Source organism: Enterobacter sp. N5-15 (assembly GCF_057221635.1).
In genome coordinates this window covers 4427166-4441323 of record NZ_CM170150.1, presented here as the reverse complement: position 1 = coordinate 4441323, position 14158 = coordinate 4427166, and the positions used below count along the sequence as shown (strand labels likewise).

Below are 14158 nucleotides of genomic sequence, written 5' to 3'. Positions count from 1 at the left end.
GGAAGTTATGGAAAAAATTACATTGACCGTGCCAGCCAGCCGCGCGTTAAGCGGCAGGGCGCTGGCGGGCGTCGTCGGCTCCGGGGATATGGAGGTGCTCTTCACCGCCGAACCGGGCCAGACGCTAACCATTGATATCACCACCTCAGTCGACAACAGCCGTGGCCGCTGGGAGGCGCTGTTCAACCGCCTGCAGACCGTCAGCAGCCTGCCCGCAGGCAAACTGACCATTCATGACTTCGGCGCGACGCCGGGCGTGGCCCGCATTCGCATCGAACAGGTTTTTGAGGGGGTGAGCCATGCGTGATGACAGCAGCTTTATCGAACTAAAAGCGCGCCAGCGCGCGCAGGCCCTGCTGGATGACGGCAGCTACCGCGAACTGCTGGATCCGTTTGAAGGCATTATCTCTCCGTGGCTTGGGCCGCAGGGCATTGTCCCGCAGGCCGATGACGGCATGGTCGTCGCAAAAGGCACCATCAACGGTCAGCCTGCGGTCGTGGTCGCGATTGAAGGCGCGTTCCAGGGCGGCAGCATGGGCGAAGTGTCCGGTGCAAAAATGGCGGCGGCGCTGGAGCTGGCGGCGGAAGATAACCGTAACGGCATTCCGACGCAGGCAGTGCTGTGCCTCGAAACCGGCGGCGTGCGTCTTCAGGAGGCTAACCTCGGCCTCGCGGCGATTGCCGATATCCACGCCGCGATTGTAGACCTGCGTCGCTACACGCCCGTCATCGGGATTGTGGCCGGGACCGTGGGCTGCTTCGGCGGGATGTCCATTGCGGCAGCGCTGTGCAGCTACCTGATTGTGACCCGCGAAGCGCGTCTTGGCCTCAACGGCCCGCAGGTTATCGAGCAGGAGGCGGGCATTGAAGAGTACGACTCCCGCGACCGTCCGTTTATCTGGAGCATGACCGGCGGCGAAGTGCGCTATCAAAGTGGCCTGGTGGACGCGCTGGTGGGCGACGGCGTAAATGCGGTGAAGGCGGCGATGAACGACGCGATTGCGAAAGGCGTACCGGCGAAACACCGCACCGATAACTACGACGATTACCTGAACCGTCTGACGAATTTCGACACCCGCAAGCAGGCCGATGCCGAACAGATTAACGCGCTTTTTGCCCGGGAGGTGAAATGATGAGTAATTCAAAAAGCCGTGGCGAGCTGTGGCTGGAAACCCTCGCCCCGAACGCCAAACGTATCGAAGGGCTCTGCCCGTCCGTGCAGGCGGCAGACGGCGAGCTGAACGGTGAGGCGGTGCGCTTTGTGGCCGTGGTGCCGGATGCCAACAACCACTTCCCGCGGGCGGCGAAAGGTGAGGTCGGTCTGCTGGAAGGCTGGACGCTGGCGAAAGTGGTCAGCGAAACCGTCGCGGCGGATGCCGATAAAGCCGTGAAGCGCCCGATTGTGGCGGTGATCGACGTCCCGAGCCAGGCCTATGGCCGTCGTGAAGAGGCGTTTGGTATTCATCAGGCGCTGGCAGGAGCCGCTGCCGCGTATGCTAACGCGCGCCTGGCCGGTCACCCGGTGATTGGGCTTATCGTCGGCAAGGCGATGTCCGGCGCGTTCCTGGCGCACGGCTACCAGGCCAACCGTCTGATCGCCTTTAACGACAAGGGCGTGCTGATCCACGCGATGGGAAAAGAGTCTGCGGCGCGTATTACCCTGCGTACCGTCGAGGCGCTGGAAAAACTGGCGGCAACCATTCCGCCAATGGCCTACGACATCAGCAACTACGCCACGCTGGGGCTGCTCTCCAGCCTGCTGGATATCAGCAACCCGGATGCCCCGTCCGATCGCGATCTGGCGCAGGTGAAATCCACCCTGCAACAGGCCATCAGCGATGCCCGTCAGGATGCGACGCTTAAAAATCGTCTGGGTGCTGACAACCGCCGCAGCTCGGCGCTCGTACGCGAACGCATGCGAGCCAGCTGGTAAGTAAAAAAAAGACCTGCCAGAGATGCAAACCCCCGCGAGCGCGTCCGCTGCGCCCGCGTGGGAGCCTGCATCCTGAAAAATAATAAACATCGCACCAGTGCTAAAACTTTTTTTACTACAGGTGATTTATGACTTACGTAATTGTTCATGCTCTTGCACCGATTTTCGTCATCATGCTGCTGGGTTTCTGGGCCGGTAAGGCAAAGATGGTCGATAACAAAAACGTTTCCCTGCTCAATATCTTCGTGATGGATTTTGCACTGCCTGCCGCGCTGTTCAGCGCCACCGTGCAAACGCCGTGGACCGGCATCGTGGCGCAGTCGCCGCTGATTCTGGTGCTGACCCTGGCGATGTGGATCACCTATGCGGCCATCTACTTCCTCGCGACTAAAGTCTTTAAGAAATCCCCGCAGGACGCGGCAGTGCTGACCCTGACGGTAGCTTTACCGAACTACGCTGCGCTGGGCCTGCCGATTCTGGGCAGCGTGCTGGGTGAAGGATCTTCCACGTCGCTTTCCGTTGCGGTCTCTATTGCCTGCGGTTCGGTGCTGATGACCCCGTTCTGCCTGCTGATCCTGGAGCGTGAGAAAGCGCGCGCCGAGGGGAATAACTCTGGCTCAACGCTCTCCATGCTGCCGGTGCTGATGTGGCGCTCCATTAAGAAACCGATCGTGATGGGCCCGCTGCTGGGCGTGATTCTTTCCGCCATCGGGATCAAAATGCCGGAACTGGTGCTTGCGGCGATTAAACCGCTGGGGCTGTCGGCGACCGCTGCGGCGCTGTTCCTGACCGGGGTGATCCTCTCTGCCCGTAAGCTGCAGATCAACACCATGGTGATTACGTCCACCATCGCCAAGCTGCTGATTCAGCCCGCTATTGCCTGGGGTATTGTGCTGATCTTCGGTCTGCACGGCTCCGTGGCGATCACCGCTATCCTGATGATTGCGCTCTCCGCAGGCTTCTTCGGCGTGGTGTTCGGTAACCGCTTTGGCGTGCAGTCGCCGGATGCTGAAGCCGTGCTGCTGTTAAGCTCCGTACTGTGTATCCTGTCGCTGCCGCTGTTTATCTCGCTGACTTCAGGAATGTAATTATGACCACAACATTACGCCCGCACGACCTCATCTGGCTTACCGCGCGCGACGCGCTGGAAGGCATCACCGAATCCTGGGTGGAGGCGGCATGGCATACCGGCCTGCCGGTGGTGGTGCGGCGTGATGTTGATAGTGAAGGCCGCATTCCCGTTGGCGTGCGCGGATTGCGCCGCGACCAGCGGGCGGCAGGGTGGGTGAAGCCCGAAAACGTGCAGCGCGTGGTGTCGCCGGAAGACCTGTGCGCCACCGCCGATCTGCTTCGTTCGCCGTTTGTCACCCAGCCGCCGGTTCAGGTGGCGCTGCAGCTTGCGCAGCAGGCGTGGCCGTGGATGTGGGGGATCACTGGCAGCACCGGCTACGCGCTGGCGACCGGCATTCCGGTGATCCATGCCGACAGCGATCTCGATCTGCTGATCCGCGCCCCTGAGCCGATTTCCCCCGATGCTTTTACCGCATGGCAGTCGCAGCTTAGCCGCGCGCTGTGTCGGGCGGATACGCAGGTGGATACGCCCGAAGGGGGCTTTGCGCTGGCGGAGTGGCTGCGTGACGGCAAAACGCTGCTGAAAACCCGCCGCGGACCGCGCCTGGTGGCGGATCCGTGGCGCAGGGAGGAGTGATGAAAATACTGTTTACCTTTCCGGGACAGGGCACGCAGCATGAAGGCATGCTGCAAAATTTGCCGGGAACGACGCTGGCACAGGCACGCGAGGTGCTGGGCAGCGAAGTCGATACGCTGGATAGTGCAGCCTCACTCGCTCACACCCGTGCGGTTCAGCTGTGTCTGCTGATTTCAGGCGTGGCCTGGGGGCGCGAGCTGGAGCGTCGCGGCGTGACGCCGGATATCGTTAGCGGGCTGTCCATCGGCGCTTATCCGGCGGCGGTTATCGCGGGCGCGCTGGACTTTTCGGACGCGCTGAGGCTGGTGGCGCTGCGCGGTGACCTGATGGAGCAGGCGTACCCGCACGGCTACGGCCTGACGGCAATCATGGGCTTAACCCTGCCGCAGGTGGAAACGCTGATTGAAGGCACCGGAACCTATATTGCCAACCTGAACGCTGAAACGCAGATCGTGATTGCCGGAAGCGATGACGGGATGGCGCAGGTGGCGGCGCGAGCGCTGGCAAAAGGGGCGAACAAGGCCAAACGGCTGGCGGTAAGCGTGCCGTCGCACTGCGAGCTGCTGGCGAAACCGGCACAAAAGCTGGCGGCGGCGTTTGAGTCCGTCACGCTGGCTCGTCCACGCTGCGCGTACCTGAGCGGCAGTACCGGCCGCGTGCTCTGGCAGCCGGAAAAAATCGCCGACGATCTGGCGATGAACATGGCGCGAACCGTGCGCTGGCAGGAGGCGGTGATTTCCGCTAACGAGCGTGAAGCGCGGCTGGCAATTGAGATGCCGCCCGGCGGCGTACTGACCTGCCTGACGCGGCAGGCTGCGTGGGAAGGGGAGACCCTTTCGCTGGAGCGCAGCGGGGTAGACGTGGCGGTGCATCTGGCGAAGCGGCTTCGTGCGTGAGTTTTTTTGCCCGGTGACGGCTGCGCCTTACCGGGCCTACGGGTTCGGTTGTCTTGTTTTGTATCACACACTTTCCTGCAAACTGCGCGCATACATCCGCCCTTCGGCGGCTAATGCCCGCAGGCTCGGGTCCTGCTCGCGGTTGCGGGCAAAGACAATCGCGATCAGCTGCTGCATCTGGTACGGCTCCGCCAGCTTCAACAGCTGCACCGAATTCTCGTAGACCTTCTTCATCCTGCCCGGCATCAGCGTAAATCCAACGCCCGCCTGTACCAGGCTCAGCATCGAGAAAATGTCATTTACGCGCGTGACGATTTCCGGCTCGAACCCGGCGATATGAAACGCTTCCTGAAACCCTGCATACGTGGCGAACCCTTCTGCCAGAGCGACAAACTTCTGATCTTTGTAATCACGCAGATCCGCTGGCCCGCTGGTATCAAGCGTGGCGGAAGCCGGTGCGGCGAGGAAGATGTCGTCGTGGAAGAGCGGCAGAACCTCAAGGCTGTTGCGGTCGATGTCGCTTTCGGAGATGGAGATAAGAATCGCGTCCAGCGAGCCTTCATCCAGCATGTGCAGCAGGGTGTCGTTGGAGCCCATCGTCAGATCCATCTCCAGATCCGGACGGCGCAGCTTCATGCCCATAATCAGGCGCGGCACGGTTTCCAGCGTCAGGGAGTAGAGCGTGCCCACGCGCAGCCTCCCCTGGCCGATACCGGCGATTTTGCGCGACTCTTCCAGCCCGCGCTCCATCACCTGCATCACCTCCTGGCAATACTCCAGCAGCGTCCAGGCGGAAGGCAGGGCAATCAGGTTGCGCCCCTTGTGGGTAAAGAGCGGGCAGCGCACGTTCTCTTCCAGCGTGTGCAGCGCGCGGTGCACGCTGACGCCGCTCAGGCCCAGAGTTTCGGCGGTACGCGCGATATTCCCTTTCTCCATAAACGTCATGAAGATGCTGAGCTTGCGGAACGTAATCTCGCTCGTGATATCGAAACTCATAACCCTCCCGGCGTGTTATTCAGCCTGCAGCATCGCTTCCAGCTGTTCCTGCGCGTCGAGCCATGCCATCTCGCACTCTTCGAGGCTGGATTTGGTCTTCGCCTGCGTTTGCAGGCAGTCCGTCAGCTCAGCTTTGCGGCTCTGGTCATACAGACCGCTGTCGCCGAGCTTCTCTTCAACGATAGCCAGCGTGGCGTTGAGTTTTTCCATCTCTTTTTCGAGACGGGTAATCTCTTTACGCAGCGGCTGCGTCTGGGTGCGAAGCTCCGCTTCACGACGCTTCTGGTCTTTACGCGCCTGCGCGCTGTTGGCGTTGTCCTTAGCTGACTCTTCCGGCTGGTTTTCCTGCTTCTGCACGTCCGTCAGCCACTGCTGGTAGTCTTCAAGATCGCCGTCGAACGGTTCGACTTTGCCGCCGTGCACCAGGTAGAGATCGTCCGTGGTAGAGCGGATCAGGTGACGATCGTGCGAAACCACAACCAGCGCGCCTTCGAACTCGATCAGCGCTTCGGTCAGCGCCTGGCGCATGTCGAGATCCAGGTGGTTGGTCGGTTCATCGAGCAGCAGCAGGTTCGGGCGCTGCCAGACGATCAGCGCCAGCACCAGACGGGCTTTTTCACCGCCGGAGAAACGCTCGGTGTTTTCAGTCACCTTATCGCCCTGGAAGCCGAAGCCGCCGAGATAGTCGCGCAGCTTCTGCTCCATCTCCTGCGGCGCCAGGCGCGCGAGGTGCTGAATCGGCGATTCATCCGCGCGTAAAAATTCCAGCTGATGCTGGGCGAAGTAGCCCAGCTTGATGCCCTTCGCCAGGCCGATTTCACCGCTGACCGGGTTAAGCTCGCCCGCCAGCAGCTTGATCAGCGTTGATTTACCGGCACCGTTACGCCCCAGCAGGCCAATGCGTGAACCCGGGACCAGGTTGAGCTTGATGGAGTCGAGAATAATGCGGTCGGCATAGCCCGCGCTCACTTTTTCCATCTTCAGGAGCGGGTTTGGCAGGCTTTCCGGCTCGCGGAAGCTGAAGTGGAACGGGTTATCCACGTGCGCCGGGGCAATCATCTCCATGCGTTCCAGCATCTTGATGCGGCTCTGGGCCTGCTTGGCTTTTGAGGCTTTGGCCTTAAAGCGATCCACGAAGCTCTGCAGGTGCGCCACGCGCTGCTGCTGGCTTTCGTACATGGACTGCTGCTGGGCAAGACGCGTCGCGCGCTGGCGCTCGAAGGAGCTGTAGTTGCCGGTGTACTCGAACATCGTTTGCTGTTCGATATGAATGATTTTATCCACCACCGGGTCGAGGAAGTCGCGGTCGTGGGAGATCAGAATCAGAGTGCCCTGATAGCTCTTGAGCCACTTCTCCAGCCAAATAACCGCATCGAGATCGAGGTGGTTGGTCGGTTCATCGAGCAGCAGCAGGTCAGAGCGGCAGATCAGCGCCTGCGCCAGGTTGAGACGCATACGCCAGCCGCCGGAGAAGTCGCTGACCGGGCGTTCCAGCTGTTCATTGCTGAAGCCCAGGCCGTGCAGCAGGCTGGAGGCGCGGGAGCGAATGGTCCACGCGTCGATAGCGTCCAGCTTGCCGTGAACGGTGGCGATGGCGTGGCCGTCGTTGCGCTCGTTCGCGGCGTTGAGTTCCGCCTCGAGCTTACGGTATTCACGGTCGCCGTCGATAACATAGTCGAGCGCCGGTTCACTCAGCGCAGGCGTCTCCTGGTTTACCCAGGCAAGCTGCCAGTTCCCCGGGAAGGTAAAGTTACCGCCGTCAGCGCTAATCTCGTTTTTCAGCAGCGCCAGCAGGGTGGATTTACCGCAGCCGTTTTTGCCGACCAGGCCCACTTTTTGGCCTGGGTTGATGGTAGCAGTGGCGTTATCCAGCAGGACGCGCACGCCGCGACGAATTTGTAACGAGGAGAAAACAATCATAGAAGCGCCGTATGTTCCGACTATGTTAATTTGTCATTATGATAATGTAAGGTGTGGGCCATTTTCCGCACCGGGCCGCCATGGTAGCCCAAAACAACGACGATACACAAAAACAGAAACAAGACCGGGAGGGGAATGATGTCTCAGACAGCAAAAGTGCTGCTGCTGTATGCCCATCCGGAATCTCAGGACTCGGTGGCAAACCGGGTGCTGCTTAAGCCGGCCACACAGCTCAGCAACGTGACGGTGCACGATCTCTACGCGCACTATCCTGATTTCTTTATTGATATCCCTTACGAGCAGGAGCTGCTGCGTCAGCATGACGTGATTGTGTTCCAGCATCCGCTTTATACCTACAGCTGTCCGGCGCTGCTCAAAGAGTGGCTGGACCGCGTGCTGAGCCGGGGCTTCTCCAGCGGGGTGGGGGGCAACCAGCTGGCGGGAAAGTACTGGCGTAGTGTGATTACGACCGGTGAACCCGAAAGCGCTTACCGTCACGACGGGCTGAATCGTTATCCGATGAGCGACATTCTGCGGCCTTTCGAGCTGACGGCGGCGATGTGCCGTATGCACTGGATGAGCCCGATTATTGTCTACTGGGCGCGGCGACAGGATCCGAAAGAACTGGCAAGCCACGCCAGAGCCTACGGTGAATGGCTGGCGTCACCCATTCCGGCAGGAGGTCGTTAATGGAAGGATCGAATTTGCTCCTCGCCGGGGTGCTGTTTTTATTTGCGGCCGTCGTTGCGGTGCCGCTTGCTGCACGTATTGGTATCGGTGCGGTGTTGGGTTATCTGCTGGCGGGGATCGCGATTGGTCCCTGGGGACTGGGATTCATCAGCGATGTAGATGAGATTCTCCATTTCTCCGAGCTGGGCGTGGTGTTCCTGATGTTCATCATCGGCCTGGAGCTGAATCCTTCGAAACTGTGGCAACTCCGACGCTCTATCTTTGGCGTGGGCGCCGCGCAGGTGTTGTTCAGCGCCGCGATCCTGGGCGGCCTGCTAATGCTGACCCACTTTTCATGGCAGGCGGCGGTGATTGGCGGGATAGGCCTTGCGATGTCCTCCACGGCGATGGCGCTGCAGCTGATGCGTGACAAAGGGATGAATCGCAACGAAGCCGGTCAGCTGGGCTTTTCGGTGCTGCTGTTCCAGGATTTGGCGGTGATCCCGGCGCTGGCGCTGGTACCGCTGCTGGCGGGATCCGGGGACGATCATTTCGACTGGGCTAAAATCGCCATGAAGGTGCTGGCCTTCGCGGGCATGCTGATCGGCGGTCGTTTCCTGCTACGTCCCGTGTTCCGCTTTATTGCCGCGTCGGGCGTTCGCGAGGTATTTACCGCCGCGACGCTGCTGCTGGTGCTGGGATCGGCGTTATTTATGGACGCGTTGGGGCTGTCGATGGCGCTCGGGACCTTTATCGCCGGGGTGCTGCTGGCGGAGAGCGAGTATCGTCACGAGCTGGAAATTGCCATCGATCCCTTCAAAGGGCTGCTGTTAGGCCTGTTCTTTATCTCGGTGGGGATGGCGCTCAACCTTGGCGTGCTCTATACCCATCTGCTGTGGGTGATAGTGAGCGTTGCCATCCTGGTGGCGGTGAAGACGCTGGTGCTGTACGTCATGGCACGTATCTACGGGCTGCGCAGTTCGGAACGCATGCAGTTTGCCAGCGTGTTAAGCCAGGGGGGCGAGTTCGCGTTTGTGCTGTTTTCGACCGCCTCCTCCCAGAAGCTGTTTAAAGACGATCAGATGGCGCTTTTGCTGGTGACGGTCACGCTGTCTATGATGACCACGCCGCTGCTGATGAAGCTGGTGGATAAACTGCTGTCGCGCCGCCTGAACCCGACGGACGATGAAGACGAAGCGCCGTGGGTGGAAGACGACAAGCCGCAGTTGATTGTGGTGGGCTTTGGCCGTTTCGGACAGGTGATTGGACGCCTGCTGATGGCGAACAAAATGCGCATTACGGTACTGGAGCGGGATATCAGCGCGGTCAACCTGATGCGCAAATATGGCTATAAGGTGTATTACGGCGATGCCACCCAGCTCGAGCTGCTGCGCTCGGCGGGGGCGGAAGCGGCAGAGTCCATCGTGATTACCTGTAACGATCCGGAAGACACGATGAAGCTGGTGGAGCTGTGTCAGCAGCATTTCCCGCATCTGCATATTTTGGCGCGTGCGCGGGGACGTGTTGAAGCTCACGAACTGTTGCAGGCGGGTGTGAAACACTTCTCCCGTGAGACGTTCTCCAGTGCGCTGGAGCTGGGCCGCAAGGCGCTGATCTCGCTCGGTATGCATCCGCATCAGGCGCAGCGCGCCCAGATGCACTTCCGCCGGCTGGATATGCAAATGTTGCGCGAGCTGATGCCGGTACATACTGATACTGAGCAGATCTCCCGCGTGCGGGAAGCGCGTCGCGAGCTGGAGGAGATCTTCCAGCGAGAGATGCAGCAGGAACGACGCCAGCTTGATGGCTGGGATGAATTTGAATAAAGGGTAACGAAAGATGGCTGTACGTAAACGCTTTATTGCGGGTGCAAAATGCCCGACCTGCCAGGCGCAAGATACCCTGGCGATGTGGCGGGAAAATAATATTGATGTTGTTGAGTGTGTTAAGTGCGGTCACCAGATGCGTGAGGCCGATAAAGAGGCCCGCGATCACGTTCGCAAAGAAGAGCAAGTTATCGGGATTTTTCATCCGGACTAGCGATATGCCCTGAGTTTTTTTAAGCTAAAGGGTACACGGGTGCAGATTTCCGCTACAATCTGCGCCAGCAATTTTCCCACGCTCAGGAGATATCATGAAAGTAGCAAAAGACCTGGTGGTCAGCCTGGCCTATCAGGTACGTACAGAAGACGGTGTGTTGGTTGATGAGTCTCCGGTGAGTGCGCCGCTTGACTACCTGCATGGTCACGGCTCCCTGATTTCTGGCCTGGAAACCGCGCTGGAAGGTCATGAAGTTGGCGACAAATTTGACGTTGCTGTGGGCGCGAACGACGCTTACGGTCAGTATGACGACAACCTGGTTCAGCGCGTTCCTAAAGACGTGTTCATGGGCGTTGACGAACTGCAGGTTGGCATGCGCTTCCTGGCTGAAACTGACCAGGGCCCGGTTCCTGTTGAAATCACCGAAGTGGAAGATGACCACGTCGTGGTTGACGGTAACCACATGCTGGCTGGCCAGAACCTGAAGTTCAACGTAGAAGTTGTTGCGATCCGTGAAGCGACCGAAGAAGAGCTGGCTCATGGCCACGTTCACGGTGCGCACGGTCACGACCATGACCACGATCACGGCCACGACGGCTGCTGCGGTGGTCACGGCCACGACCATGGTCACGACCACGATCACGGTAAAGGTGGTTGCGGTAACGGCGGCTGCGGCTGCCATTAATTCCGTCATGCGGAAAATAAAAAAGCGGGATAATCCCGCTTTTTTTACGCCTCAATAATGAGGAGGTGGCGTCTCTTCTGACTGAGAGGCGATGTGCGATGACTGCGTTGCCTTCACTTTTTCAGTGAGCAGGCGCATCAGATCCCGCAGTTTTGCCATTTCGAGCTCATGTGCGGTCACGGTCTGGTTTAGCTCTTCGATGGTGATGTCCTGAAAAGCCAGGCGGCTTTCCAGCTCAGCCAATCTCGCTTCTATTGCTGTATCCTTCATCATTCACCTCGTTTATTTCAGATTCGCCATAATGGCCCTGCGGCGGCGCAGTTTAACTGAGTTTATCCTTAAGTACAGTCCGCATCCCTTTGGCAGGAAACTTATTTAAACAAAAATAGTCTGAAAAGTGGCGAGAATTGGAAGTGTCTGTCTGTAGATTTCTTCCGCAACGTTTTATAGTACGTCACTCATTTACGTTTAACGCTGGGGTGAGAGTCCCCAGGCCCTGGAGATATGGATGAAATCACTGTTTAAAGTAACGCTGCTGGCGACCACGATGGCCGTTGCGCTGAACGCGCCGCTGTCATTCGCTGCTGATACTGCTGCGAAGCCTGCTGCTACTGCAGACAGCAAAGCGGCGTTCAAAAATGACGACCAGAAATCCGCCTACGCACTGGGCGCATCTCTGGGTCGTTACATGGAAAACTCTCTGAAAGAACAAGAGAAACTGGGCATCAAACTGGATAAAGCTCAGCTGATCGCGGGCGTTCAGGACGCATTTGCAGATAAGAGCAAGCTGTCTGACCAGGAAATTGAACAGACTCTGCAGGCGTTTGAAGCGCGCGTGAAGGGTGCCGCGCAGACTAAGATGGACGCGGACGCCAAAGACAACGAAGCGAAAGGCAAAGCCTACCGCGATACCTTTGCTAAAGAGAAGGGTGTGAAAACCTCTTCTACTGGTCTGGTGTACAAAGTTGAGAAAGAAGGCACCGGCGATGCGCCTAAAGACAGCGACACCGTTGTTGTGAACTACAAAGGTACGCTGATCGACGGTAAAGAGTTCGACAACTCTTACACCCGCGGTGAGCCGCTCTCCTTCCGTCTGGACGGCGTTATCCCAGGCTGGACTGAAGGCCTGAAAAACATCAAGAAAGGCGGCAAGATTAAGATGGTTATCCCACCAGATCTGGCCTACGGCAAAACCGGCGTTCCGGGTATCCCTGCCAACTCTACGCTGGTCTTTGACGTAGAGCTGCTGGACATCAAACCGGCACCGAAAGCGGATGCCAAAGCAGACGCGCCGGCTGACGATAAAGCCGCTGCTGCTAAGAAGTAATGCTGTAAAAAAACCGCCGCCTTTAAGGCGGCGGTTTTTTATTGTGGGGCAGATATAATTAACACTGGAAAGCGTTAGGCACGCTGTATTAATTTAGTTGTCCGTGTAGATAATGAGCCTGCCCTGAAAACCTAACGACAGGCTCCTGAAAAGGAGTGTTTTTTTCATGTCCAGGTCGCTTTTAACCAACGAAACCAGTGAACTTGATTTGCTGGATCAACGTCCTTTCGATCAGACCGACTTCGATATTCTGAAATCCTATGAAGCGGTAGTGGACGGGTTAGCGATGCTCATTGGCTCCCACTGCGAAATCGTATTGCACTCCCTGCAAGATCTGAAGTGTTCCGCCATCCGCATTGCGAATGGTGAGCATACTGGCCGTAAAATTGGTTCGCCAATTACCGACCTTGCATTGCGTATGCTGCATGACATGACCGGCGCGGACAGCAGCGTCTCCAAATGCTATTTCACCCGCGCCAAAAGCGGCGTGCTGATGAAATCAGAAACCATCGCGATTCGAAACCGCGAGCATCGTGTTATTGGGCTGCTGTGCATCAACATGAACCTTGATGTGCCATTCTCGCAAATCATGAGCACCTTTATTCCACCAGAAACGCCGGACGTTGGCTCTTCTGTTAACTTTGCCTCCTCCGTTGAAGATCTGGTGACGCAGACGCTTGAGTTTACGATTGAAGAGGTGAATGCCGATCGCAACGTCTCGAACAACGCCAAGAATCGTCAGATCGTGCTCAATCTCTATGAGAAAGGGATTTTTGATATTAAAGACGCCATCAACCAGGTGGCCGATCGTCTGAACATCTCCAAGCACACGGTCTACCTCTATATTCGCCAGTTCAAAAGCGGCGATTTCCTGGGACAAGACAAGTAATGCGTTTTGCGTTAATGGTGACAGGCCCGGCGTACGGTACTCAGCAGGCCAGCAGCGCGCTGCAGTTTGCGCATGCGCTACTGGCGGCCGGGCATGAGCTGGCGAGCGTCTTTTTCTATCGGGAAGGGGTGTATAACGCGAATCAGTTTACGTCACCGGCGAGCGATGAGTTCGATCTGGTGCGCGGCTGGCAGGCATTAAACGAAAAGCAGGGCGTAGAACTGCACATCTGCGTGGCGGCGGCACTGCGCCGCGGCGTGACCGATGCAACCGAAGCCGCGCGTCTTGGTTTATCGGGTTCTAACCTGCAGCCCGGTTTTTCGTTGAGTGGTCTGGGTGCACTGGCACAGGCGGCATTAACCTGTGACAGAGTGGTGCAATTTTGATGAAGCGCGTGGCATTTGTTTTTACCTCTGCGCCGCACGGCAGCGCTTCTGGTCGAGAAGGGCTGGATGCGTTACTTGCGACTTCCGCGCTGACCGAAGATATCGGTGTCTTCTTTTTGGGCGACGGCGTATTTCAGCTTCTGACGGGGCAACAGCCTCAGGCCATTCTGGCGCGTGATTACATCGCGACGTTCAAAGTGTTACCGCTTTACGATATCGAAACCTTCTATGTTTGTGCTGACTCTTTGGCCGCGCGTGGTTTAAACGAGGCAACGCCTTTCGTGCTGGATGCGACGGTCCTGTCTTCTGCTGCATTGCGCGAACACCTTTCCCACTACGACACTATTCTGACTTTCTGAGGCCGTCATGCTCCATACTCTGAGCCATTCACCATGGCAATGTGATACCGACGCGTTACTGAGTATGCTGCGCGAAGGTGATGACCTGCTGCTGATTCAGGATGGCGTGCTTGCCGCACTGGAAGGCAGTCGTTTCGTTGAAATTCTCACGAATGCCCCCATAACAGTCTCTGCGCTGAAAGACGATCTGGATGCGCGGGGTCTTTCTGGTCAAATTTCAGCCAAAATTGACGTGGTTGGCTATACTGATTTCGTCAATCTTACTGTGACGCACGCCAGTCAAATGAACTGGTGATCTGAGATCGCTGTATATTTCTTGACACCTTTTCGACGTAGCCCTAAAATTTCGC

18 protein-coding genes are annotated in these 14158 nt (G+C 58.0%); 15 read left to right on the top strand and 3 right to left on the bottom strand.

Annotated features, from left to right (window positions below):
- Window positions 1–7 precede the first annotated feature (7 nt).
- The 6 genes from mdcC (at window position 8) to mdcH (ending at window position 4537) form a co-directional block, all read left to right on the top strand.
- Entirely contained in the window at window positions 8–307 is a 300-nt protein-coding gene (gene mdcC, locus AC2TE5_RS21095; protein WP_014885504.1) for a malonate decarboxylase acyl carrier protein, read from the top strand.
- Window positions 300–1133 carry a biotin-independent malonate decarboxylase subunit beta gene (locus tag AC2TE5_RS21090; RefSeq protein ID WP_116342651.1) on the top strand — a complete coding sequence of 278 codons (834 nt, stop codon included), beginning with the start codon at window positions 300–302 and terminating at the stop codon, window positions 1131–1133. Before mdcC ends, AC2TE5_RS21090 begins: the two co-directional genes overlap by 8 nt.
- Window positions 1133–1933, top strand: coding sequence for a biotin-independent malonate decarboxylase subunit gamma (gene mdcE, locus AC2TE5_RS21085; protein ID WP_198886846.1), 801 nt, complete (start codon window positions 1133–1135; stop codon window positions 1931–1933). The genes AC2TE5_RS21090 and mdcE overlap by 1 nt, the downstream gene beginning before the upstream one ends.
- Window positions 1934–2061: 128 nt before the next feature.
- Window positions 2062–3021 carry an AEC family transporter gene (locus tag AC2TE5_RS21080; RefSeq protein WP_024907941.1) on the top strand — a complete coding sequence of 320 codons (960 nt, stop codon included), beginning with the start codon at window positions 2062–2064 and terminating at the stop codon, window positions 3019–3021.
- A gap of 2 nt (window positions 3022–3023) precedes the next feature.
- Window positions 3024–3641 carry a malonate decarboxylase holo-ACP synthase gene (locus AC2TE5_RS21075; protein ID WP_484612300.1) on the top strand — a complete coding sequence of 206 codons (618 nt, stop codon included), beginning with the start codon at window positions 3024–3026 and terminating at the stop codon, window positions 3639–3641.
- The gene (gene mdcH, locus AC2TE5_RS21070; protein ID WP_484612299.1) at window positions 3641–4537 is read left to right on the top strand and encodes a malonate decarboxylase subunit epsilon; all 897 of its coding nucleotides are present in this window, start codon (window positions 3641–3643) and stop codon (window positions 4535–4537) included. Before AC2TE5_RS21075 ends, mdcH begins: the two co-directional genes overlap by 1 nt.
- A 63-nt stretch (window positions 4538–4600) precedes the next feature.
- On the opposite strand, the gene AC2TE5_RS21065 is transcribed toward mdcH, so the two are convergent.
- Window positions 4601–5533 carry a LysR substrate-binding domain-containing protein gene (locus AC2TE5_RS21065; protein ID WP_484612298.1) on the bottom strand — a complete coding sequence of 311 codons (933 nt, stop codon included), beginning with the start codon at window positions 5531–5533 and terminating at the stop codon, window positions 4601–4603.
- Window positions 5534–5548: 15 nt separating this feature from the next.
- Entirely contained in the window at window positions 5549–7453 is a 1905-nt protein-coding gene (locus AC2TE5_RS21060; protein ID WP_370733230.1) for an ABC transporter ATP-binding protein, read from the bottom strand.
- Window positions 7454–7591: 138 nt separating this feature from the next.
- On the opposite strand from AC2TE5_RS21060, the gene kefG reads away from it, so the two are divergent.
- The 4 genes from kefG to slyD all read left to right on the top strand — a co-directional run bounded on the left by kefG (window position 7592) and on the right by slyD (window position 10847).
- The gene (kefG, locus tag AC2TE5_RS21055) at window positions 7592–8143 is read left to right on the top strand and encodes a glutathione-regulated potassium-efflux system ancillary protein KefG (RefSeq protein WP_014885493.1); all 552 of its coding nucleotides are present in this window, start codon (window positions 7592–7594) and stop codon (window positions 8141–8143) included.
- Window positions 8143–9948: a glutathione-regulated potassium-efflux system protein KefB gene (gene kefB, locus AC2TE5_RS21050; RefSeq protein WP_484612297.1), complete on the top strand. Its 1806-nt coding sequence runs from the start codon at window positions 8143–8145 to the stop codon at window positions 9946–9948. Before kefG ends, kefB begins: the two co-directional genes overlap by 1 nt.
- Window positions 9949–9961: 13 nt before the next feature.
- The gene (locus AC2TE5_RS21045) at window positions 9962–10162 is read left to right on the top strand and encodes a YheV family putative zinc ribbon protein (RefSeq protein ID WP_010436300.1); all 201 of its coding nucleotides are present in this window, start codon (window positions 9962–9964) and stop codon (window positions 10160–10162) included.
- Between the two features lie 94 nt (window positions 10163–10256).
- Window positions 10257–10847: a peptidylprolyl isomerase gene (slyD, locus tag AC2TE5_RS21040; RefSeq protein WP_063865788.1), complete on the top strand. Its 591-nt coding sequence runs from the start codon at window positions 10257–10259 to the stop codon at window positions 10845–10847.
- 51 nt (window positions 10848–10898) lie between these two features.
- Here slyD and AC2TE5_RS21035 read toward each other — a convergent pair whose 3' ends face one another.
- Entirely contained in the window at window positions 10899–11117 is a 219-nt protein-coding gene (locus AC2TE5_RS21035) for a protein SlyX (RefSeq protein ID WP_159515679.1), read from the bottom strand.
- Window positions 11118–11355: 238 nt separating this feature from the next.
- Here AC2TE5_RS21035 and fkpA point away from each other — a divergent pair, with 238 nt between their 5' ends.
- The 5 genes from fkpA (at window position 11356) to tusB (ending at window position 14103) form a co-directional block, all read left to right on the top strand.
- The gene (fkpA, locus tag AC2TE5_RS21030) at window positions 11356–12174 is read left to right on the top strand and encodes an FKBP-type peptidyl-prolyl cis-trans isomerase (RefSeq protein ID WP_023309460.1); all 819 of its coding nucleotides are present in this window, start codon (window positions 11356–11358) and stop codon (window positions 12172–12174) included.
- A 166-nt stretch (window positions 12175–12340) separates the two neighbouring features.
- Complete coding sequence (locus tag AC2TE5_RS21025; RefSeq protein WP_003861697.1) at window positions 12341–13063, top strand: helix-turn-helix transcriptional regulator; 723 nt, start codon at window positions 12341–12343, stop codon at window positions 13061–13063.
- Window positions 13063–13449, top strand: a complete 387-nt coding sequence (gene tusD / locus AC2TE5_RS21020) for a sulfurtransferase complex subunit TusD (protein WP_121426097.1) — start codon at window positions 13063–13065, stop codon at window positions 13447–13449. The genes AC2TE5_RS21025 and tusD overlap by 1 nt, the downstream gene beginning before the upstream one ends.
- Window positions 13449–13808, top strand: coding sequence for a sulfurtransferase complex subunit TusC (gene tusC / locus AC2TE5_RS21015; RefSeq protein WP_213329136.1), 360 nt, complete (start codon window positions 13449–13451; stop codon window positions 13806–13808). Before tusD ends, tusC begins: the two co-directional genes overlap by 1 nt.
- A 7-nt stretch (window positions 13809–13815) precedes the next feature.
- Entirely contained in the window at window positions 13816–14103 is a 288-nt protein-coding gene (gene tusB, locus AC2TE5_RS21010) for a sulfurtransferase complex subunit TusB (RefSeq protein ID WP_054830114.1), read from the top strand.
- The last annotated feature ends 55 nt before the right edge of the window (window positions 14104–14158 follow it).